Genomic DNA, 20879 nt, shown 5'->3' with positions numbered 1-20879 from the left:
CCGGGAACGCACGAGGCGCTGGTGGTGGAGTTCGACCGGCGGCCGCTGCGGGCGGTGACGGTGCTGACCCAGCCCGGCACCGGCACCCGGGCCGAGGTGCAGATCCGGGTACGGGACGGGGGCGTCACCGCGTGGCGCCCGCTCGGCGGACTCGACGGCGGCGGCTGGACGGAGCTGCCCGCGAGGCGCGGGGAGGCCGACGCGGTACGGCTCGTGTGGGCCGCCGACACCACGGCGCCGGTGGTGCACGAGGTGGTGCCGTGGTCCGCCGACGAGCCCGGCGCGCGGCTCGCGCTCTCCCGCGACGAGGCCGACGTGACCATCGGCGGCGACCCGGTCGTGGTCGACGCCGAGCTGTCCGCGCGCCGGCCGGGCGACGCGGGCGGCACGGTGACGGCGGAGGCGCCGGACGGGCTGACGGCGCGGGCCCCCGGCGAGGTGCGGATACCCCGCGGCACGACCGCCCGGGCCCCGGTCGAGATCCGCGCGACGGCGGACGTGCGGCCGGGCACGTACGAGATCCCGGTGCGGCTGGCCGACGGCGACTCCGCCGCCCAGGTCCGCACCGTCACCGTGCACGCCTACCCGCCGGTGGGCGACCGCGACCTGGCACGCGCCGGCCGCGCGTCGTCGTCGGCGGACGAGACCCCGGACTTCCCGGCGGCGGCGGTCGCCGACGGCGACCCGGAGACGCGGTGGTCCTCGCCGGCCGAGGACGGCGCGTGGGTGCAGGTACGGCTGGCGGAGCCGGCGCGGGTCGGCGAGGTGGCGCTCACCTGGGAGAGCGCATACGCGAAGCGCTACCGCGTGCAGGTCTCCCCCGACGGCCGCCGCTGGCGCACGGCGGCGTCGGTGGACGACGGCGGGGGCGGCCGCGAGTCGGTGCGGATGGACGAGCCCGGGGTGCGGTACGTGCGGGTGCAGGGAGTGGAGCGGGCGACGGAGTTCGGCTATTCGCTGTACGCGGTCGAGGTCCGCGCGGTCCGCGGCTGACAGACGTCGGGGTGGACGGGGCGGTGTCGGAGGCGGCGGGAGCGGTAGGCGACCCGGTGCCGGGGTGGGGCGGTGTCGAGGTGGGTGGTCGTGCGTGTGGCGTTCGTGTGCGCCTCGTCGTGACGAACCCGGGATAACCCGCCTACCAAACCGGCCTAAAACACCCACGGGGGTCGAGTTTCGCCCACTGGCGTGCCTCGCCTGCACGGGCGGTGTACGAGGGTGGATCGCCGCCCCGCTCCGTCACCTCACCGGCCACCCCCAACCCGGATCACCCGACGAACAGCGCCACCCCGACACCGCCTCGCCCACCCCGGCACCGGGCCCCACCGGACAACCCCGCCCGCCCTGTCGGCGCGGGCCGGAGAGGCGGGCGTTTCAGTGGGGGTGCCTGCGGATGAGGACGTTGGCGTCGCTGACCTGTGAGTAGTCGCATGCCGCGCGGGCCGCGGCCCGTGCGTCGACCAGCACAGCACACCGTCGGCAGCCAGGGGCCGGGGCGGCATCGGGGACGGGAAACGAGCCCGTCAGGTGGACGGGGCCGTCCGGGTAGGTACGGCGCGCGGGAACGGTCACCGAGTCACCCCTCGCCAGACCAGGACGCGCGTCCGCAGTACCGCGGCCCGGCGCTCCTCGTCCGTCGCGTGCCGGACGCCGGAGAGCGGTGCAACCCACGGGCTCCCGCCGCACAGCGGCCTCAGGCAGACGTACTCGTCGAGCACCCGGACCACGAGACCGGCGCGGCCGGCCCGCCGGTCGATCAGTAAGTCGCCCCTCTTCGGCGGCTCCCGCCAGCTCCCACCGCCGAGACCCGTAGCCTCGGTCAGATCAGCATTCATTCCCTCTCCCCTTACATCCGGGCGGATAGCCCCGCCACTCCGGTGCCTCGCCCAGCCCTGCGAGCGCTGGCCGCTGGTTGAACTCGGCCTTCCGCTCCGACGTCCGGGACACCGGAGGGAGCCGACGGGGCTCGTCCTGGCCGGCACCGGTACCGGCGCCCGGAGGAGGCATCACCGCCCAGCCGCCTGGTGGTGTACGAAAGCGCCACGCATCGCGCTCCCCAGGGCAGCCCGCAAGGTGTCCGGGTCTCCGCCGAGGGACTTCTGCCCGGTCGGCCGGATCATCCAGTGCAGGGTGCGCTCTTCCGCTTCCAGAGCCGGGACGCCGACGTAGTGGCCGGCGCCGCAGGGCACGGTGTGTGCCACGTTCCAGTCGCGAGTTGATCCCGCCGGCACCAAGAAATAGAGGATCTTGCCCCATGGGTCCTGGATGACCGGGCCCGCGCTGCCGGTCGCAGCCGCAGGTGACGACGGTCCGGGCGAGAGTCCCGCCGTCCGGCTTCGGCACGTCCTCGGCGACCAACGCGGTAGCTGCCATACGTCCGCTCTCCTCGTGTCGGCGGTTTTCCGGACACGGGGATGATGGCCGCGGGCAGATGCCACAAGTGCCACAGCTTGTGGCACCCGGGTTCATCCGACCGAGCCGCACCAGGCTGCAAACGCGGAGAGATCCTCGTCGTCGGCGCGTCGCAGTCGACGCAGGGTGGTGATGTCCTCGCGCACCCAGGGGTGCTCGCGGGTGGCCTGCGGCGCGATCCGGCGGGCGACCTTCAGCGACTCGTATGCGGCGTCGCGGCGACCGGACCACAACTGGGCGCGAGCAAGTTCGATGTAGAAGCCCGAGCGGCGTTCCGCGGGCAGCGCGCCTCGGCCTCTCGCCGGCGGCTTCCAGGTCCGGCCGATGTCGAGTGCGTCTTTCAGGTGGTCCTGGCCGAGGCTGACCGCCACGGACACGGCGTGCACGCGCACGCTCGACGGGCCGAACGCCGTGCCCAGGTAGACGCCTTCGGGGATGCGGTCGGCGAGCCCGGTGGCCTCCGCCATGTGCTGTCCGGCGGCGGGCGCGTTCCTGTCGCGGCCGGCGATGACGGCGGCCCGCATGTGCAGGGCGCCGCGGGCGGCCCTGGCGTTGTCGCTGTCGGGCATGGGAGAGGCGTCGACGGCGCGTTCCAGGGCGCGCAGCCCTGCGCGGTGCGCACCGGCGGAGAAGAACGTCTCGGTGCGGACGTACGCTGCTGCGGCACGCTGCAGGTCGTCGTCGGCCTGCTCTGCCGCCCACCGCATGAGTTCGACCAGGCGGGCGGATAGATCCTTCGCGCCGTGTTTATAGGCGACGGCGTCTGCGGAGCGGTACGCGGAGGCAAGCAGCGCGGCGGCTTGGGCGCGCTGCTGCGCGCCGGTGGAGCAGTCCACAGCGCGGGCCAGTTCCTTCAGCAGGTGCGGGGCGCCGCGGGCGATACGCAGATACTGGGCGCTCAGGCGCCAGTCGGCCAGCTCGGCGACATCCTGGTGAAGCTGATCCAGCGGCCGGACTGCCCCGTCGTCGGGACAGTCGAACGAAGCGATGACGTCGGATAAAGCGGACAGCGAGTCGTGGATGCGGGCGGCGGAACGGCCCGGGTCGTGCAACAAGCGCATCGGGTCAACGGCCATCGCCGCCGCGAGGGCCTCAACGACTGCGTCACTGGGCTTGCGGCCTCCGCGTTCGATCGCACGGATCATGCCGTGTGACACACCGGAGATCCTGGACAGATCGCGTTGAGTCATCTTGCGCGCCAAGCGGGCTGCCTGAACCCTGCCGCCCACCGCACGCGCCGTCGACGCGGACATACTGAACTCCGTTCGCGCTACCGTCGCGAACGCTACCCGCGCGAGCACGTGCGGATACGCGAAGCTACCCGCCCGGGTGACCCCGGCAGGGCTATCTCACGTCAGTCGGCGATGATCGCGATGAGGTCGGTGAGGGTGTCGATGCGCCAGTCCGCGGCGCGCACCACCTCGGGGTCATCCGCCCACCAGTGCCCCCACGGGCCGCGCCTCAGGTGGGCTGCCCGCATGCCTGCCCTCTTCGCCGGGAACACGTCGTTGGGCGGATGGTCTCCGACGTACACGGTCTCCCTCGGTTCGGCCTGCGCCACTTCCAGCACGCGGGCGAAGAACGCCGCTCCGGGCTTGGCCGCACCCCACTCTTCGGAGGTGACGATGAGATCGACCGGCAAGTCGAGACCACGCAGCAGCTTCCCCGCACGCGCCGTCTGGTTTCCGGCGACGACGACGCGCACACCGAGCTTGCGCAGGCCGCTGAGCGCGCCACGTACATCCGGATAGAGGTCCTCTTCCGCCAACTGCTCGCCGCGGCCGACCTCCTCGCGGGCAACACGCTCCGCGTCTACGTCGATTCCGGGGCGCAGCAGACGCAGCGCCTCAGCGTTGTCGCGGCCGGCGACGACCACCGCGCCGACAAGCGCAGACACGGTATGCCGCGGGACGCCGAGCCAGTCGGCCCACCCCGCCCAGTAGGCGTCGTCACGGACCAAGGTCTCCCCGATGTCGAGGACGATCGTCTCAATCACAGGCGCAGCCTAGGCTCGGCACAGACCGAGCGGGTGCCCATCTCCTCAGTCCGAGCCCTCCCCAACGGCACGCTGTCGCCATTCTTCGTTGAGGGCCGCGCGCTGTGCATACACCTCCATGGCAGCCTTCAGCAGCTTCTCGACATCCTCGGCGGAATGCCCGTTTGCCTCGATGGACTCCCCACCGGACAGCTCCAGCCGGAAGGTCTTCGCCCTGTTCCTGGCGCCGAGAGCGTTGATTGCTGCACGCAAGTTGAGCCAGATGCCCGGTGCTGCCGTCACGCCGATGACGTAGTGCACGGGCTCAAGGCCGAATTCCTGAACCTGACCAGCCTCAGCCCCCACGTCGCAGAGAGCCTTCATGGCTTCTGCCGCGACCGTCGGCGACACCCGCAGATAGACCTTCTCGAATTCGGGTCGTGCTTCAACCCTGACAACGAAGACGTCACTTGTACTTGTCATGCGGAAACGCTAACGGCGGGCCCACAGCATAACGGGCCGTCAGGTCACTCGATCCGCTGAACGGACAAGGTGAGTTCTCTCACATGGCTGACCAGCGAGTCCCACACGAGTGACCGACGACGCCCGTGGCCGGAAGGACCCGCGAGGTGCGACGCGGCAGGCGCGGGGGCGGAGGCGCCGGTGGTCGGAGCGTGCGCGGCGGGTAGGCCCGGTTCCGGCTGGGTGGTCCGGTGGGACTCAGGCATAGTGACCTCGCGTGCGGGACTTCGCCTCCTCCGGGGCTTCCGCGTGGTCCAGGCCCAGCAGGGCCGCGCCCAGGACCGGGGGGGCCGTCACCACCCGGGGGACCGCCTTCGGGGCCCGTGCGGCGAGCAGAGTACGGACCCGGTCGTCCAGCTGCGCGTGGCCCGCGGCCAGGACGCTGCCGCCGAGCACCACCGGCACCTCCTCGTCCAGCAGGCCGAGCCGCTCCAGCGCCACCGCCGCCAGCGCCACCACCTCGTCCGCCTGCCGGTCCACGAGGGACCGCGCCACCGGGTCGCCCGCGGCGGCCACCGCGAACAGCAGCGGCGCGAGCCGCTGGGTGCGGGCCACCGGGACGGTGCCCAGGTGCACGCCCTCGATCAGCTCGCGCATCGTGCCGAGGCCGAAGTGCGCGGGCAGTGCCGTCGCCAGGGCCGTCGGCTCGCCGCGGCCGTCCTCCGCCCGCGCCGCGTACCAGATCGCCTCCGCCGCGAGGCCCGCGCCGCCGCCCCAGTCGCCGGAGAGCTTGCCGAGCGCGGGGAAGCGGTGGGTGCGGCCGTCGGGCAGCAGGCCGGCGCAGTTGATGCCGGCGCCGCAGACGACGGCGACGCCGCGCGGCTGCGCGCCCGGCGGGAGGCCGGCGCGGAGCAGGGCGAACGTGTCGTTGTGGACGGCGACCGTACGGCCCCAGCCGCGGGCCTCCAGCGCCGCGCCGATGGTGCGCTCCTCGACGGGCAGGTCGACGTTCGCCAGGCACGCCGACACGTGCTCGGCGACGAGCCCCACACCGGAGCCGGGTCCGGCACCGGACGCGGGGCCGTCCGGGGCACCGGAGGCCTCCGAACCGCCGCCGGCGCTCCGTACCGCCCCCGCCACCGCCTCCGCCAGCACCCCGACCGCCGCCGCCACCCCCGTCGCCGGCGGCCGGAAGCCGCCGCTGCGCGCCTCGCCCAGCACCGTGCCGTCCGCCGCGACCAGCGCCGCGTCCGTCTTGCTGTTCCCCGCGTCGATCGCCAGCACGGCGGCCGCGCTCACGCCCACGGCAGGTGCTCCCGGTTGTGGTCGAGCAGCGCGCCGGTCAGCCGCTCGGCCCGGTCGTACTGGCCGACCAGCGGGTGCGCGAGCAGCGCGCGGAACACGCGCTCGCGCCCGCCGTGCAGGGCGGCGTCCAGCGCCAGCCGCTCGTACGCCGTCGTGTGGGCGACGAGGCCGGCGAAGAGCGGGTCCAGCGCCGGGACCGCGAGCGGCCGGGCGCCGTCCGCGGTGACCTCGGCCTGCACCTCGACGACCGCGTCGTCGGGCAGGAACGGCAGGGTGCCGCGGTTGACGGTGTTGACGACCTGGACCGCGCCGGCCGCGTCGCCCAGCAGCGACGCGGCGAGCGCGACGGCGGCCTCGGAGTAGAACGCCCCGCCGCGCTGCGCCAGCAGCTCCGGCTTGGTGTCGAGCGCCGGGTCGGCGTACATCCGCAGCAGCTCGGCCTCGATCTCGGCGACCCGCGCGCCGCGGGAGGGGCCCTCGCGCTGTTCGCGGACGACCTCGTCGTGGGCGTAGTAGTAGCGCAGGTAGTACGAGGGCACGACGCCGAGCCGGGTCGGCAGCTCCGCCGGCAGGTGCAGGTCCCCGGCGATCCGCGCGCCGTGCTCGGCGATCAGCTTCGGCAGCACGTCGGTGCCGCCGGGGCCGCCGAGGCGTACGCTCAGCTCCCAGGTGAGGTGGTTGAGGCCGACGTGGTCCAGGTGGACGTCTTCAGGGGCGGCGTCCAGGAGCGCGGCGAACTTTCGTTGCAGGTGGATGGCGACGTTGCACAGGCCCACCGCGCGGTGGCCCGCCTGCAGCAGCGCGCGGGTGACGATGCCGACGGGGTTGGTGAAGTCGATGATCCAGGCGCCGGGTGCGGCCCTGCGCACCTGTTCGGCGAGGTCGAGGACCACGGGCACGGTGCGCAGCGCCTTCGCGAGGCCGCCCGCGCCGGTGGTCTCCTGGCCGACGCAGCCGCAGTCCAGCGGCCACGTCTCGTCCTGCTGCCGGGCCGTCTGCCCGCCGACGCGCAGCTGGACGAGCACGGCGTCGGCGCCCTCGACGCCCTCGGCCAGCCGGCCGGTGGTGACGACCCGCCCGGGGTGGCCCTGCCGGGCGAACATCCGCCGAGCCAGCGCGCCGACCAGCTCCAGCCGCTCGGCGGCGGGGTCGATGAGCACCAGCTCGTCGACGGGCAGCGTGTCGCGCAGCCGCGCGAAGCCGTCGACGAGTTCTGGCGTGTACGTGGATCCGCCGCCGACCACTGCGAGTTTCAACCTTTGACTCCTGTCAGGGTGACGCCCTCGATGAAGGCTTTCTGGGCGAAGAAGAAGACCACGATCACCGGGGCCATGACCAGCACCGTGGCCGCCATGGTGAGGTTCCAGTCGGTCTGGTGGGCGCCCTTGAACGACTCCAGCCCGTAGCTCAGCGTCCACCAGCCCGGGTCCTCCGAAGCGTAGATCTGCGGCCCGAAGTAGTCGTTCCAGCAGTAGAAGAAGTGGAACAGGGCGACGGCGGCGATGGCGGGTTTCGCCATCGGCACCACGATGCGCAGCAGCGTGCGCAGTTCGCCGCAGCCGTCGATGCGCGCGGCCTCGGTGTACTCGCGCGGGATGGTCAGCAGGAACTGCCGGAGCAGGAAGACGCTGAAGGGGTTGGCGAAGGCGAACGGGATGATCAGCGGCCACAGCGTGCCGGTCAGGTCCATCTGCCGGGACCAGAACAGGTACATGGGCACGATGACGACCTGCGGCGGCAGCATCATCGCGGCGATGACCATCATCATCGCCAGGTTCCGCCCGCGGAAGCGGAACTTGGCCAGCGCGTACGCCACGGGGAGGCTGGAGCCGACGGCGAGCACGGTGCCCAGGCCGGCGTAGAGCAGCGTGTTGCGCCACCAGGTGAGGAACCCGGGCGTCTCCCACACCGTGCGGAAGTTGCCCCACTCCCAGGTACGCGGCCACAGCGCCCGGGTCAGCGCCTGGTCGTCGCTCATCACGGCGGTGAGGAAGACGAAGGCGAACGGCAGTACGAAGAACAGGGAGGCGGCGATGGCCAGGGCGTGCACCGCGACCCAGTGCAGCAGCTCGCGGCGGCGCGCCATCAGTCGTCCTCCTTCAGGAAGCCGCTGCCGCGGCGCATCAGCACGTAGGTGAAGGCCATCGCGAGGACGAAGAGCACGAGGGCGACGACGCACGCCGCGCCCGTGTCGAACCGCTGGAAGCCCAGGTGGTAGACGCTCTGCGGGACGGTGAGGGTCGACTTCTCCGGGTAGCCGGGCTCGAAGTGCTGGCCGGAGCCGCCGATGACGCCGCTGGCGACCTTCGCGGCCACGATGGGCTCGGTGTAGTACTGCATCGTCGCGATCACGCCGGTGACGACGGCGAAGAGCACGACGGGCCGGATGTTCGGCAGCGTGACGTACCGGAACCTCGCCCACGCGCCGGCGCCGTCCAGCTCGGCGGCCTCGTACTGCTCCTTGGGCACGTCCAGCAGCGAGGCCATGAAGATGACCATGAGGTCGCCGATGCACCACAGCGCGAGGACCGTCAGCGCGGGTTTGGACCACTGCGCGTCGTTGAACCAGCCGGGTTCGCCCAGGCCGATCCGGTCGAGGATGGTGTTGACGGGCCCGGTGCCGGGGTTCATCAGGAAGACGAAGGACATGGTCGCGGCGACCGGCGGCGCCAGGAACGGCAGGTAGAACAGGGTCCGGAAGACACCCGCGCCGGTCTTGATCCGGGTGATGAGCAGGCCGACGCCGAGTCCGAAGACGGTGCGCAGGGTGACCATCACGGCGACCAGCCACAGGGTGTTGGTCAGCGCGGGCCAGAAGAAGGGGTAGTCGAACAGGACGTAGCGCCAGTTCTTCAGCCCCACCCAGACGGGGTCGGTGAACCCGTCGTACTTCATGAAGGAGAAGTAGACGGTGGCGCCGAGCGGGTAGGCGAAGAAGACGCTGAAGCCGATCAGCCAGGGCGAGAGGAACCCGAGGGTGCGCAGCGCCGCGCGGCGGCGCCGCGCACCCAGGGTGTGGACGGCGGCGGACATCAGCCGGCCTGCGCGTTGTCCTTGTCGATCTGCTCGTCCGCCTGCTCCAGCAGGGACGCCAGATCGTCCTCCTCGCCGCTTTCGTACTTCAGCCCGTAGTCCTGCAGGGTGAGCAGGAAGGCGCCGCCGTTCCTGGAGGACGGGGCGTGGCTGGACCCGGGGTGCTGGGCGATGTCGACGAACGTGCGGTAGACGGGGTCGTCGTTGAGCCTGGGGGACTCCAGCGCGGCCAGCGTGGAGGGCACGTTGTGGATGGTGTTGGCGAAGTCCACGACGGCGTCGGTGTCGGTCGTCAGGTACTTCACCAGCTCCCAGGCGGCGTTCTTCTTCCCGCTGGTGGCGGCGATGCCGGTGATGGTGCCGGAGAGGTAGCCCTTGCCGTACGAGTCGGCCTGGTCGTCGGGGACGGGGAAGGGGGCCGCGCCTATCTCGAAGTCGACGCCGGCGTCGGCGGCCATCTTGCCGCGCCACTCGCCGTCCATCTGCATGGCGACCTGGCCGGTGTGGAAGGGGTGCTTGGGGCCCCACTCGTCGCCGAAGGTGTTGCGGTACCTGCGCAGCTTCTCGAAGCCGCCCAGCTCCTCGACCATGCTCTTCTGCCACTCGAAGAGTTCGGTCATCCGCGGGTCGGCGGCGGCGTTGGAGTCGCCCTCGTCGTCGAAGTAGGTGACGCCGAACTGGCCGCCGTAGTGCTCGACGGTGGTCTCGTAGCCCTGGTAGTTGGGCATGAAGCCCAGCTGTTCGTAGCCGTCGCCGTCGGGCCTGGTGAGCTTCTTCGCGACCTCCTCGAACTCGGAGAGGGTCTTCGGCGGGGCGTCGATGCCGGCCTCCGCGAAGGCGTCCTTGTTGTAGTAGAGGCCGTACGCGTCGCCGAGCAGGGGCAGCGCGCAGCGCTTGCCCTCGTACCGGGTGTACTCCAGCATCGGCGCCGGGAAGGTCTTCGCCGGGTCGATGCCGGACTCGTCCAGGAACGGGCCGAGGTCGGCGAGGACGTTCGAGGAGCAGAAGCGGCCGACGTTGTCGGTGGTGAACGAGGACACCACGTCGGGCGCGTTGTCGCCGCCGGCGCGCAGGCCCTGGTTCAGCTTGTCGTCGTTGACGCCCTTGACGGCCTCGACGGTGATGTGGGGGAACTTCTTCTCGAACGCGTCGATGTTGGCCTCGATCGCCTCGACCTCGGACGGCGCGCTCCAGCCGTGCCAGAAGGTGAGCGTGACCTCGGCGTCCGGGTCGTCGTTCGCGGCGCCGGTGTCGTTGCTTCCGGTGCAGGCGGCGGCCAGGGACAGCGCGGCCGCGGCGGCGACCGCGGCGACGGCGCGGGCGCGTGGGCGGGTTGCGGGCATGGGTGACGTACCTCCTGGCGGGAGACGGGTACGGGCGTACGGGCGTACGGGTGAGACGGGCCGGGCCGGGCCGGGCGGGGCCGGCGGCCGGTGGGCGGGTGGCGGGCTTCAGCGGGCGGTGGTGTCGAAGACCTCGTCGCGGGTGGTGGCGAGCGCGCTCTCCAGCGCGCCGGTGAGCACGGGGTGCCGTTCGACCTCGCCGGTCACCAGGCGGGGCCGGGGTGCGGCCAGTTCGGCCAGCTCGGACTGGACGAGGGCGCGCAGCCGGTCACCGCCGGCGGCCAGCACGGCGCCGGAGAGCACGATGAGCTGCGGGTCGAGGACGGCGACGACGGCGGCGAGGCCGACGGCGAGGCGCTGGGCGTAGCGGGCGAGCAGTTCGGCGTGGCGGGGTTCTTCGGGGTCGGCGGCGGCGCGCGCGACGAGTTCGACGGCGACCTCGGCGTAGTGCCCGCGCTCGGGCGTGAGGCCCAGCTCGCGGGCGAGCGGGGCGAGCGCCTGGGCACCGGCCAGCTCCTGGAAGCCGCCGCTGTTGGCGCGGGTGACCTGGCGGACGAGGGTGGCGCCGGGCACCGGCAGGAAGCCGACCTCGCCGGCGCCGCCGGTGCCGCCGCGGTGCAGCCGGCCGCCGATGACGACGGCGGCGCCGAGGCCCTCCTCGTTCCACAGCAGGACGAAGTCGTCGTGGCCGCGGGCGGCGCCGCGGCGCTGCTCGGCGACGGCGGCGAGGTTCACGTCGTTGTCGTACGCCAGCGGCATGGGCAGGGCGGCGGCCAGCTCCTCCAGCAGCGTCGGGGAGTGCCAGCCGGGCAGGTGGGAGGCGTAGCGCAGGCGGCCGGTGCCGGGGTCGAAGGCGCCGGGGGTGCCGATGACGGCGCGGTGCAGCTCGGCGCGGGTGAGCCCGGCGTCCTTGGCGGCGCCGTCGACGGCGCGGACGACGCGGCGCACGGTGCCCTCCGCGGCGGAGCCGCCGCCGGTGCGCTTGGCGGTGGCCAGTTCGTACGAGCCGACGGTGCGGCCGGTGACGTCGGCGACGGCCGCGTGGATCCGGGCGGCGGTGACGTCGAGCCCGACGACGTGCGCGACGGCGGGGTTGAGGGCGTACAGCTGGGCGTTGGGTCCCGGGCTGCCCTCGCTGGTGCCGGTCGCGACCACCAGGCCGGCCGCCTCCAGCCGGGCCAGCAGCTGCGAGGCGGTCGGCTTGGACAGGCCGGTGAGCTTGCCGAGCCGGGTGCGCGAGAGCGCGCCGTGCTCCAGCAGCAGGTCCAGCGCGGCGCGGTCGTTCATCGCGCGCAGCGTCCCGGGGCCACCGGCCATGGGCGTCACCTCTCACCGATCCGGACTCGTGCCGTACAGCTTGCCGTCTCCGAATGGTTAGGAAACTTTCCTATCGGAGTGCGGTGAAAGTAATGCCCCGGACGGAGCACGTCAAGAGGGTGTGCGCCGGCGGATCCGGCCGTCCGCGGGCGCCGGGCGGTGCTACTCCCCGCCCCCGCCACCGCCGTCGCCGCCGCCCGGGGCCGGCTGCTGCCGCGGCACCACGGCCGCCTGGCCCGGCGGCGGCACCAGCACGCCCGTCGGCAGGTCCGACATCACGATCCCGGCCGCCAGCAGCGTCTCGCGGATGCGCCAGCGCAGCTCGCGCTCGACCCCGAAGGACTTCCCCGGCATCGTCTTGACCTGCACCTGCAGCGTCGCCGTGCCCTGCGAGACGGCGGTCAGGCCCAGCACCTCGACCTCGCCCCACAGCTGCTCGCTCCACGGCTCGGTGCGGCCCAGCTCCTCACCGGCCGCGAGGATCGCGGCACGCACCTGGTCCAGGTCCTCACCGGCCGGTACGGGCACGTCGACCGCGGCCGTCGCCCAGCCCTGGCTGAGGTTGCCGATCCGCTTGACCTCGCCGTTGCGCATGTACCAGATCGCCCCGTTGTCGCCGCGCAGCTTGGTCACCCGCAGCCCGACCTCGATCACCTCGCCGGTGACCTCGCCGACGTCGATGGTGTCCCCGACCCCGTACTGGTCCTCGACGAGCATGAAGATCCCGGAGAGGAAGTCCATCACCAGGTTGCGGGCGCCGAAGCCGATCGCGACGCCCGCGACGCCGGCGCTGGCCAGCAGCGGCGCCAGGTCGATCTCCAGCGCGGACAGGATGGTCAGGGCGGCTGTGCCGAGGATCACAAAGGAGGCGCCGCTGCGCAGGATGGAGCCGAGCGCCTCGGAGCGCTGCCGGCGTCTCTCGTGGTTGACGAGCAGGCCGCCGAGGGCGGTGCCGTCCACGGCGTCGGCGGTGCGCGTCATCCGCGCTATCAGCCTGGTGATCATACGCTGCACCACGCGGCGCAGCACGTACGCGATGACGGCGATCAGCAGGATGCGCAGGCCCACGCCCAGCCACGAGGTCCAGTTCTCCTGGAGCCACCCGGCCGCCTCCTCCGCGCTCCTGCGCGAGTCTTCGAGCGACGGAGAGGGGCTCTCTGCGGCCGGGAGGCGGGTGACGGACACGGGCCTGGAACCTTCCGTTCTGGGGCGCGGGCACTCACCCTACCCGGCGCTCCGGCCTGCTCTTTCCCGCCGCGGCGGGCGCCCGTCCTGCGCCGGCGCCGCGGTCCGGTCAGCGCCGCGGGCGGCGAGGCGTAGGGCCGGGTCGAAGCGGGGATCACGTCCTCGGGCGCGGCCGTGGAACCTTGCCGGACGGTTGGCCCGTTTACCTGATCGTGGTGGCGCGGAGGCGGGCGTGCAGGACACACTGTTGACCAGATCGTCCCGGCGCGAGCCACGCGCCGCCGGCGTACAAGGAGGCACCGTGCCGCACGTCCTCGTTCTCAACGCTTCATACGAGCCGCTCGGCGTCGTGCCACTGCGCCGCGCGCTCATCCTGGTGCTGAACGGCAAGGCTGTGAGCCTGGAGGAGTCCGGCGCCTTCCTGCACAGCGCCACGCGGGTGATAGCGGCGCCGAGCGTCGTGCGCCTGCAGCGCTTCGTACGGGTCCCCGTCCGGGGGCCCGTTCCGCTCACGCGCCGGGCGCTCTTCGCCCGCGACGGCGGGCGCTGCGCGTACTGCGGCGGCGTGGCCACCAGCGTCGACCACGTCATCCCGCGCAGCCGCGGCGGACAGCACCGCTGGGACAACGTCGTGGCGGCCTGCCGCCGCTGCAACCACGTGAAGGCCGACCGGCCGATCCACGAGCTGGGCTGGCGCTTGCGCCACCAGCCGGGCCCGCCGTCCGGGCTGGCCTGGCGGATCATCGGAACGGGGCATAGGGACCCGCGCTGGTTGCCTTATCTGCAGCCATACGGCGCGGACGAGGCCCTGGCCCGGATCGACGGCATCTCTGCCTAGAACCGGGCCTTTGTTATGCCCGCTCGGGCGCCCGCGGCGCCGCCCTCCCCCGGAACCGAACGGGTGCGCACCGCGTGATGAAGGGCAGGATGGGGGCCCGGCACCCGCTCGCGCAGCACGCTACGGTACCGATCCGAACAAGATCCCGGGAATCGCGGTGTGACGGTCGGCACGGACCGCCATACTTGCCGACGGTGCCCGGGGCGGACTGGACCCGCCCGCATCCGGGCGAACAGCCAGCGACCCAGGGGGAGGTCACGTGACGTACCCGCCGCGGGCCGGCAGCGCCGCGCCGCCGGAGCACCAGACCGCGCCTGCGCTTCCCGCGCAGCCCGGGCCCGACGGCCCACCCGCACCGCAGGCGGGTCCCCCCGGCGCCGCCCCGGCGCCGCCGGCCGCCGCGCCGCCGGACCGGCGCTCCGCGTTCACCGAGGGCTTCGAGCGGCTGCGCGCCGCCGCGACCACCGAGCCGGGCCGGCTGCGGATCATCGGGGCGGTACTGGCGGCGCTGGTCGTGCTGTTCGGCGCGCTCACCGCGTGGCAGGTGTCCGACCGGGCCGCGGCGGCGGACGACGTCGTGAACCGCAGCCAGCCGCTGAGCGCGGACGCCGCCGACATCTACCGCTCCCTGGCCGACGCCAACACCACGGCGGCCACCGGCTTCCTGGAGGGCGGGCAGGAGCCGCGCAAGGTGCGCGAGCGGTACGACGAGGACATCAAGCGGGCCTCGGAGCTGCTGGTGCGGGCCGCTTCCAGCTCCCAGGGCGCCGAGGAGTCGCAGGAGCAGATCGAGGAGCTGAACCGGGCGCTGCCCGTCTACACCTCGCTCGTCGAGACCGCCCGCGCCAACAACCGCCAGGGCCTGCCGCTCGGCGGCGCGTACCTGCGCTACGCCGACGACCAGATGCGCGAGACGCTGCTGCCCGCCGCCCGCAAGCTGTACAGCTCCGAGACCGCCCAGCTGGAGCAGGACTACTCCGACGCCCAGGCGTGGCCCTGGGTCGCGCTGGGCAGCGGACTGGTCGCGCTCGGCGTGCTGTTCTGGGCGCAGCGCCGCCACTACCGCCGGACGAACCGGGTGTTCAACCACGGCCTGCTGGCGGCCACCGCGGCCACCGCGGTCGTGCTGCTCTGGCTGGCCGTCGGGCACACCTTCGCCCGCTCCGGCCTCGGCGACTCCGACCGGCACGGCGCCCAGTCGCTGCACGCGCTCAACGAGGCGCGCATCAACACCCTCCGGGCGCGGGCCGACGAGAACCTCACGTACGTCAACCGCGGCTCCGTCACCGACGACCAGGGCGTCGACACGTACGAGGCCAGCTACCTCAAAGGCATGACCGAGCTGGCAGGCGAGAAGCCGGACGCCGAGGAGGCGCCGGAGGACAGCATGCTCGGCCGCGCCCTGCGGCTGGCCGACGACAGCCAGGGCCGCGAGCCCGTCGCCGCGGCGATGGACGACGTACGCGAGTGGCGCGCGATGCACGGCGAGGCGCAGGAGAGGAACGTCGCGGGCGACTACGAGTCCGCGAAGGACATGGTCATCGGCGGCGACGGGGAGAAGTCGACCAGCGAGTTCTTCGACCGGGTCGACGACAGCCTCGTCGAGGCCCTGGAGCACGAGCAGCGGGAGTTCCTCCGGGCGGCCGAGGACGGCCGCGGGGCGCTCTCCGGCCTGTGGATCGGCGCCGCGGTGCTCGCCGTGCTGGGCGCCGTCGGCGCGGTGTTCGGCATCGGCCGCAGGCTCTCGGAGTACCGGTGACGGCGGAGGGGGAGGCAGCTGTGCGGACAACACCGAGGACGGCAGCACCGAGGACGGCACCGCCCGGGACGAGGCGGAGCCTGCGCGGCTGGGGCGGCGTGGCCGGTACGGCGGCCGCCGTCGCCCTGACCGCCGCGCTGCTGCCCGGCCTTGCGGGCGACGTACGGCAGGACCGCCCGGCCGCGGCCGACGACCGCGCCGCCGGCGAAGGCGGGCCAGGAGGAGTGCGAGAGGCCGGAGGCGAGCCTGCGGCCGTCCGCGAACGCCTCGGGCGACGGCGTCCAGCGCATCATCGACCGCGGCCATCTCATCGCGGGCATCGACCAGAACAGCTACCGGTGGGGCTACCGCAACCCGCTCACCGGCAAGCTGGAGGGCTTCGACATCGACCTGGCGCGGGCCATCGCCGGGGAGATCCTCGGCGACGAGTCGAAGGTCACCTTCCGCTCCATCCCCACCAGCGAGCGCATCACGGCGCTGAAGAAGAAGCGGGTGGACATCGTGGTGCGCACGATGACGATCAACTGCGAGCGCATCGAGGAGGTGGCCTTCTCCACCGAGTACTTCACCGGCGACCAGGCGGTGCTGGCTCCCGCCGGCTCGGACATCACCGGCTTCGACGAGAGCCTCAAGGGCAAGCGCGTCTGCACCGCCGAGGGCTCCACGGGCCAGGGGGCCCTGGAGGAGGGGGAGTACGGCGCGGAGGTCAAGCTGGTGCCGAACCAGCTCGACTGCCTGGTGCGGCTGCAGCTCGGCGAGGCCGACGCGGTCGTCACCGACAACGCGCTGGCGGCCGGCCAGGCCGCGCAGGACCCCTCGACGCGGCTGGTCGGCACCCTGAACCGCCCCGAGCCCTACGGCGTGGCGATGAACATCGACGACCACGACCTGGTGCGCCGGGTGAACAAGCTGCTTGAGGACTACCGCCAGAACGGCTGGCAAGACGCCTACCAGAAGTGGCTGGCCAAGGACATGCCGGGGATCGACGGGCCGCCGGCCCCGAAGTACAAGGACTGAGCAGGCGCACGAAGCGACACGTCAACGGGCAGAGCACGGCAGCACGGAGGGAAACAGATGCCGCTCCCGCCACGGGGCTCGATGGACCGCGAGGAGGTCGATCGTGCGCTTGCGCGGCTGGGAGCCGAGCACGAGGCGATCGAGACCTCGCTGCTCGCGCTCCAGGACCACGCGGGACGCCGGCTGCTGGAGGGCGCCGAGCTGTCCGGTACGACGAAGGAGCGCTGGGCCGCCGCCGAGCAGGCGATCACGCTGCTGTGGGCGCACTTCGAGGCGTACACCGGCGCGCTGGCCTCCGCCCGGGAGCTCCGCGCCCGCCGCCGCTCGCCCGGCGCCGCGGAGCTGGCCGAGCTGGCCGCGCTGCTGCGCGCCGTCGGCGTCACCATCGCGCCGGGCGCCGCCTCGTCCCCCGCGGCCGCCGGCGGCTACCCGGCGGCGCTCACGGGCCCGGCCCGGCTGTCGGAGTCGCTGAAGCTGGACGAGCTGGTGGAGCGGATGAACCGGTGGTACGCGGAGGTGATCGACGTCGTCGCGGCGGCGGACTCCGTGTGGTCGGCGCTGCCCGCGCGCATCGACCTGCTCGCCGCCGAGCTGCAGCGCACCCGTTCGCTGGCCCAGTCCGTGGGCGTGCGTCCCGGCGAGCACCCGGCGGGCGACGACCTGGAGCGGATCACCGCGGAGCTGGCCGCGCTGCGCGACGAGGTGGTGCGCGACCCGCTGGCGTTCTGGTCCCGGCCGGCGGGGCGCAGTCCCGGCGCGGCGCCGGGCGGCGGGGCGCCGGACACCGCGCGCTACGACGCGGCGGCCCGCGGTCTGGAGGACGTGCGCCGGGAGATCGACGCCGTGCTGCACGTCCGGCAGGACGCGGAGGAGCGGCTGGTCAAGGTGCGCGACGTGCTGTCGCGCGCGGACCGTACGCTGGGCGAGGCCCGCCGGGCGCGCGGCGAGGTGCTGGCGAAGATAGCGGCGTCGGAGGTGCCGGCGGTCAGCGGCCCGCCGACCGCGCTGAACGAACAGCTGGCCAACGCGGTGGAGTTCCGCAGGCGGGCCCAGTGGCACCGGCTGTCGCCGCTGCTGGAGAGCCTGGAGCAGCGGGCCGAGGAGGAGTTGCTGCGGGCGCGGGAGTCGCTGACGGCGGTGACCGCGCCGCTGGCCGTCCGGGCGGAGCTGCGCGGCCGGCTGGACGCGTACAAGGCGAAGGTGGCGCGGCACGGCTTCGCCGAGGACCGCATCCTGGTGGAGCGGTACGACGTGGCGCGCCGGCTGCTGTGGTCGGCACCCTGCGATCTGATCGCGGCGGAGCAGGCGGTGCTGCGCTACCAGCGGGCCACGGCGGAGGTGCTGGCCGCCGGGCGGGCGGCACCGCCCTCGCGCGCACTGCGCGCCGAGGGGGAGGACCGGCCCGGGGGCATGGCGTGAGGCTGGACGGAACGGAGTTGGGGGAGTCATGAGCAACGCGCAGGCATGTCAGCGGCCGGGCTGCGGAGGCACGTACGAGGACGTCGGCGGCGGCGAGCTGTACTGCGACACCTGCGGCCTCGCCCCCGTCGTGTCGCCGGACGGCGTCGTCGGCTCCGCGCCCACCGGGGTGACCGGCCGCGGCCGCGGCAGCCGGGGCAGCTCGTCGAACAGCTCCAGCGCGTCGAGCCGGTCGAGCAGCACGTCCCGGAGCAGTTCGCGGGCGTCGCGCCGGTCGGTCTCCGGGCGGCTGTCGCGCGCGCTGACCGGGGAGTCCACGGGCCGCTCGGTCTCGGTCAAGAGTTCCCGTACGTCCGCGGTCGCCTCCCGCGGCAAGCTGGGCGCGGGCCTGGTGTCGGTGCCGGAGGTGCCGCGGCCCGACCCGCGCACCGCGGTGCTGGAGAACCCCGAGGTGCCCGAGCGCAAGCGGTACTGCAGCCGCAGCGACTGCGGGGCGCCGGTGGGCCGGTCGCGCGGCGGCCGGCCGGGGCGTACCGAGGGCTTCTGCACCAAGTGCGGGCAGCCGTACTCCTTCGTGCCGAAGCTGCAGGAGGGCGACATCGTCCACGGGCAGTACCAGGTCGCGGGCTGCCTCGCGCACGGCGGCCTGGGCTGGATCTACCTGGCGATCGACCGCGCGGTCGCCGACCGCTGGGTGGTGCTCAAGGGCCTGCTGAACACCGGCGACGAGGACGCGATCGCCGCCGCGGTCTCCGAGCGCCGCTTCCTCGCGGAGATCGAGCACGCGGGCATCGTGCGCATCTACAACTTCGTCGAGCACCTCGACCAGCGCACCGGCAGCCTCGACGGCTACATCGTCATGGAGTACGTCGGCGGCAAGTCGATGAAGGAGATCGCCAACGAGCGGCGCACGCCGGACGGCAAGCGGGACCCGCTGCCGGTCGAGGTGGCGTGCGCGTACGGGATCGAGGCGCTGGAGGCGCTCGGGCACCTGCACAGCCGCAACCTGCTGTACTGCGACTTCAAGGTCGACAACGCGATCCAGCAGGGCGACCAGCTCAAGCTGATCGACATGGGCGCGGTGCGCCGCATGGACGACGACGAGTCGGCCATCTTCGGCACCGTCGGCTACCAGGCCCCGGAGGTCGCCGACGTCGGCCCGTCCGTCGCCTCCGACCTGTACACGGTGGCCCGCACGCTGGCCGTGCTGACCTTCGACTTCCAGGGCTACACCAACGTCTTCGTCGACAGCCTGCCCGACCCCGACTCGATCGACGTCTTCAACCGGTACGAGTCCTTCTACCGCCTGCTGGTCCGCGCCACCGACCCCGACCCGGCCCGCCGGTTCGCCTCGGCCGCGGAGATGTCCGAGCAGCTGACGGGCGTGCTGCGGGAGGTCGTGGCGGTGCAGACGGGCAAGCCACAGCCGGCGCTGTCCACGCTCTTCGGGCCGGAGCTGCGGGTGGTGGACACCGAGCTGTTCCCGCCGGCGACCGGCGAGACCTCGCAGCTGGGCGCCCGGGTGGTCGGCAAGCGCGCCCGCGCGGCGCGGGCCGCGGGCAACGGCGCCCCGGCGCTGCTGGCCGCCCAGGGCGTACCGGGGCAGCTGCCGGGCGGCGCGCAGGGGATGGGCACGCAGGTGGCGCTGCCCGCACAGATCGCCGACACGCTGCCGCTGGACTCCCCCGCGGCGGCGCTGGCGCTGCCGGTGCCGCGGGTGAACCCGAACGACCCCAACGCGGGCTTCCTCGCGGGCCTGCTGGCGTCCGCGCCGGCGGAGCTGACCGCCGCGCTGTCCAACGCGCCGACCGACTCCGTCGAGCTGCAGCTGCGCCGGGTGCGCGCCCACCTGGAGCTGGGCGACCTGGCGGCGACCGGCTCGGCGCTGGGCGAGCTGGGCGAGCAGCACCCCGACGACTGGCGGATCGTCTGGTACCGGGGGCTGCAGGCGCTGGCCACCCGCGACTTCGAGACCGCCGCGCTGTCGTTCGACGCGATCTACGACGCCTTCCCCGGCGAGCCCGCGCCGAAGCTGGCGCTGGGCATCTGCGCCGAGGTGCTGGGCCAGCTGGACAACGCCACCGAGTACTACCGGCTGGTGTGGACGACCGACCCGGCCTACGTCAGCGCCGCGTTCGGCCTGGCCCGGGTGCGGCTCGCCGCCGCCGACCGGTCCGGTGCGGTACGGGCGCTGGAGTCCGTACCGGAGGCGTCGATCCACTACACCGCGGCGCGCATCGCCGCGATCAGAGCGCGGTTGCGCCAGCGCGCGCCGCAGGAGCCGCTGCTGACCGATCTGCAGGCCGCCGGCACGCAGGTGGAGCGGCTGCAGGACGTGGGTCTGGACGCCGGCCGCCGGGCGAGGCTGTCCACCGAGGTACTGGGCAGTGCGCTGGACTGGGTGCTGACCGGCCGCACCGGGGCCGGTGCGGGTCCGTCCGGCCCGGCGGGCTCCTACGGCACACTGCAGCCGCTGCTGGGCTGCGCGCTGGACGAGAACGGACTGCGGCTCGGTCTGGAAAACTCCTTCCGCGTGCTGGCCCGGCTCGCACAGCACGGCCACGAGCGGATCGACATGGTCGAACGGGCCAACCGCTACCGGCCGAAGACCTGGGTATGAGAGGACAGCCCATGGCGAACACACCTCCCGTATCCCAGCTGAGCGCGTGCCCCTCGTGCGAGGAGCCGCTGGAGGCGGGCGACCTGTTCTGCGGGGCGTGCGGCGCGGATCTCGCCGCGCCGGCGCCCGCGCCGGCTGCGGCTCCGGCCGCGGGTTCAGCCGCGGCCGCCGAGCCCGCGGCCGGGCCGAACGGGGCC

Annotated in this window: 16 protein-coding genes and 1 pseudogene; 7 read left to right on the top strand and 10 right to left on the bottom strand. The window is 73.4% G+C overall.

What is annotated here, in order from left to right; translation table 11 throughout:
• Positions 1-993 (top strand): discoidin domain-containing protein (locus ABD317_RS17425; protein WP_344290888.1); only part of this gene is annotated, 993 nt, incomplete at its 5' end.
• Between the two features lie 1469 nt (positions 994-2462).
• On the opposite strand, the gene ABD317_RS17420 is transcribed toward ABD317_RS17425, so the two are convergent.
• The 10 genes from ABD317_RS17420 to ABD317_RS17375 all read right to left on the bottom strand — a co-directional run bounded on the left by ABD317_RS17420 (position 2463) and on the right by ABD317_RS17375 (position 13029).
• Positions 2463-3662, bottom strand: coding sequence for a helix-turn-helix domain-containing protein (locus tag ABD317_RS17420; RefSeq protein WP_344290887.1), 1200 nt, complete (start codon positions 3660-3662; stop codon positions 2463-2465).
• A 101-nt stretch (positions 3663-3763) separates the two neighbouring features.
• Complete coding sequence (locus ABD317_RS17415; protein ID WP_344290886.1) at positions 3764-4405, bottom strand: HAD family hydrolase; 642 nt, start codon at positions 4403-4405, stop codon at positions 3764-3766.
• A gap of 45 nt (positions 4406-4450) precedes the next feature.
• Positions 4451-4867 carry a hypothetical protein gene (locus ABD317_RS17410; RefSeq protein ID WP_344290885.1) on the bottom strand — a complete coding sequence of 139 codons (417 nt, stop codon included), beginning with the start codon at positions 4865-4867 and terminating at the stop codon, positions 4451-4453.
• 237 nt (positions 4868-5104) lie between these two features.
• Complete coding sequence (locus ABD317_RS17405; RefSeq protein ID WP_344290884.1) at positions 5105-6151, bottom strand: N-acetylglucosamine kinase; 1047 nt, start codon at positions 6149-6151, stop codon at positions 5105-5107.
• Positions 6142-7407, bottom strand: a complete 1266-nt coding sequence (locus ABD317_RS17400; RefSeq protein WP_344290883.1) for a 6-phospho-beta-glucosidase — start codon at positions 7405-7407, stop codon at positions 6142-6144. The genes ABD317_RS17405 and ABD317_RS17400 overlap by 10 nt, the downstream gene beginning before the upstream one ends.
• Positions 7404-8237 (bottom strand): carbohydrate ABC transporter permease, encoded by an 834-nt coding sequence (locus ABD317_RS17395; protein ID WP_344290882.1) that lies wholly within the window; start codon positions 8235-8237, stop codon positions 7404-7406. The genes ABD317_RS17400 and ABD317_RS17395 overlap by 4 nt, the downstream gene beginning before the upstream one ends.
• On the bottom strand, positions 8237-9184 hold the full coding sequence (locus ABD317_RS17390; RefSeq protein ID WP_344290881.1) for a carbohydrate ABC transporter permease: 948 nt from the start codon (positions 9182-9184) through the stop codon (positions 8237-8239). Before ABD317_RS17390 ends, ABD317_RS17395 begins: the two co-directional genes overlap by 1 nt.
• Positions 9184-10527, bottom strand: a complete 1344-nt coding sequence (locus tag ABD317_RS17385; protein ID WP_344290880.1) for an ABC transporter substrate-binding protein — start codon at positions 10525-10527, stop codon at positions 9184-9186. Before ABD317_RS17385 ends, ABD317_RS17390 begins: the two co-directional genes overlap by 1 nt.
• A gap of 108 nt (positions 10528-10635) precedes the next feature.
• Positions 10636-11844: an ROK family protein gene (locus ABD317_RS17380; protein WP_027753429.1), complete on the bottom strand. Its 1209-nt coding sequence runs from the start codon at positions 11842-11844 to the stop codon at positions 10636-10638.
• Positions 11845-12006: 162 nt separating this feature from the next.
• Positions 12007-13029, bottom strand: coding sequence for a mechanosensitive ion channel family protein (locus ABD317_RS17375; protein WP_344290879.1), 1023 nt, complete (start codon positions 13027-13029; stop codon positions 12007-12009).
• Between the two features lie 301 nt (positions 13030-13330).
• On the opposite strand from ABD317_RS17375, the gene ABD317_RS17370 reads away from it, so the two are divergent.
• From ABD317_RS17370 to ABD317_RS17345, 6 genes and pseudogenes are all read left to right on the top strand, one after another.
• Positions 13331-13867: an HNH endonuclease gene (locus ABD317_RS17370; protein WP_027753431.1), complete on the top strand. Its 537-nt coding sequence runs from the start codon at positions 13331-13333 to the stop codon at positions 13865-13867.
• Positions 13868-14126: 259 nt separating this feature from the next.
• Positions 14127-15626 (top strand): hypothetical protein, encoded by a 1500-nt coding sequence (locus ABD317_RS17365; RefSeq protein ID WP_344290878.1) that lies wholly within the window; start codon positions 14127-14129, stop codon positions 15624-15626.
• 150 nt (positions 15627-15776) lie between these two features.
• The gene (locus ABD317_RS17360; RefSeq protein WP_344290877.1) at positions 15777-16643 is read left to right on the top strand and encodes a glutamate ABC transporter substrate-binding protein; all 867 of its coding nucleotides are present in this window, start codon (positions 15777-15779) and stop codon (positions 16641-16643) included.
• Between the two features lie 81 nt (positions 16644-16724).
• The gene (locus ABD317_RS17355) at positions 16725-18062 is read left to right on the top strand and encodes a coiled-coil domain-containing protein (RefSeq protein ID WP_344290889.1); all 1338 of its coding nucleotides are present in this window, start codon (positions 16725-16727) and stop codon (positions 18060-18062) included.
• A 28-nt stretch (positions 18063-18090) separates the two neighbouring features.
• Entirely contained in the window at positions 18091-20682 is a 2592-nt protein-coding gene (locus ABD317_RS17350; protein ID WP_344290876.1) for a serine/threonine-protein kinase, read from the top strand.
• Positions 20683-20693: 11 nt separating this feature from the next.
• Positions 20694-20879, top strand: a pseudogene (locus ABD317_RS17345) (zinc-ribbon domain-containing protein); the annotation flags it as partial.

Source organism: Streptomyces synnematoformans (assembly GCF_039531005.1).
GTDB classification, from domain to species: domain Bacteria; phylum Actinomycetota; class Actinomycetes; order Streptomycetales; family Streptomycetaceae; genus Streptomyces; species Streptomyces synnematoformans.
Note: the sequence above shows the minus strand (reverse complement) of the source record. Positions and strands in the feature narration are given on the sequence as shown.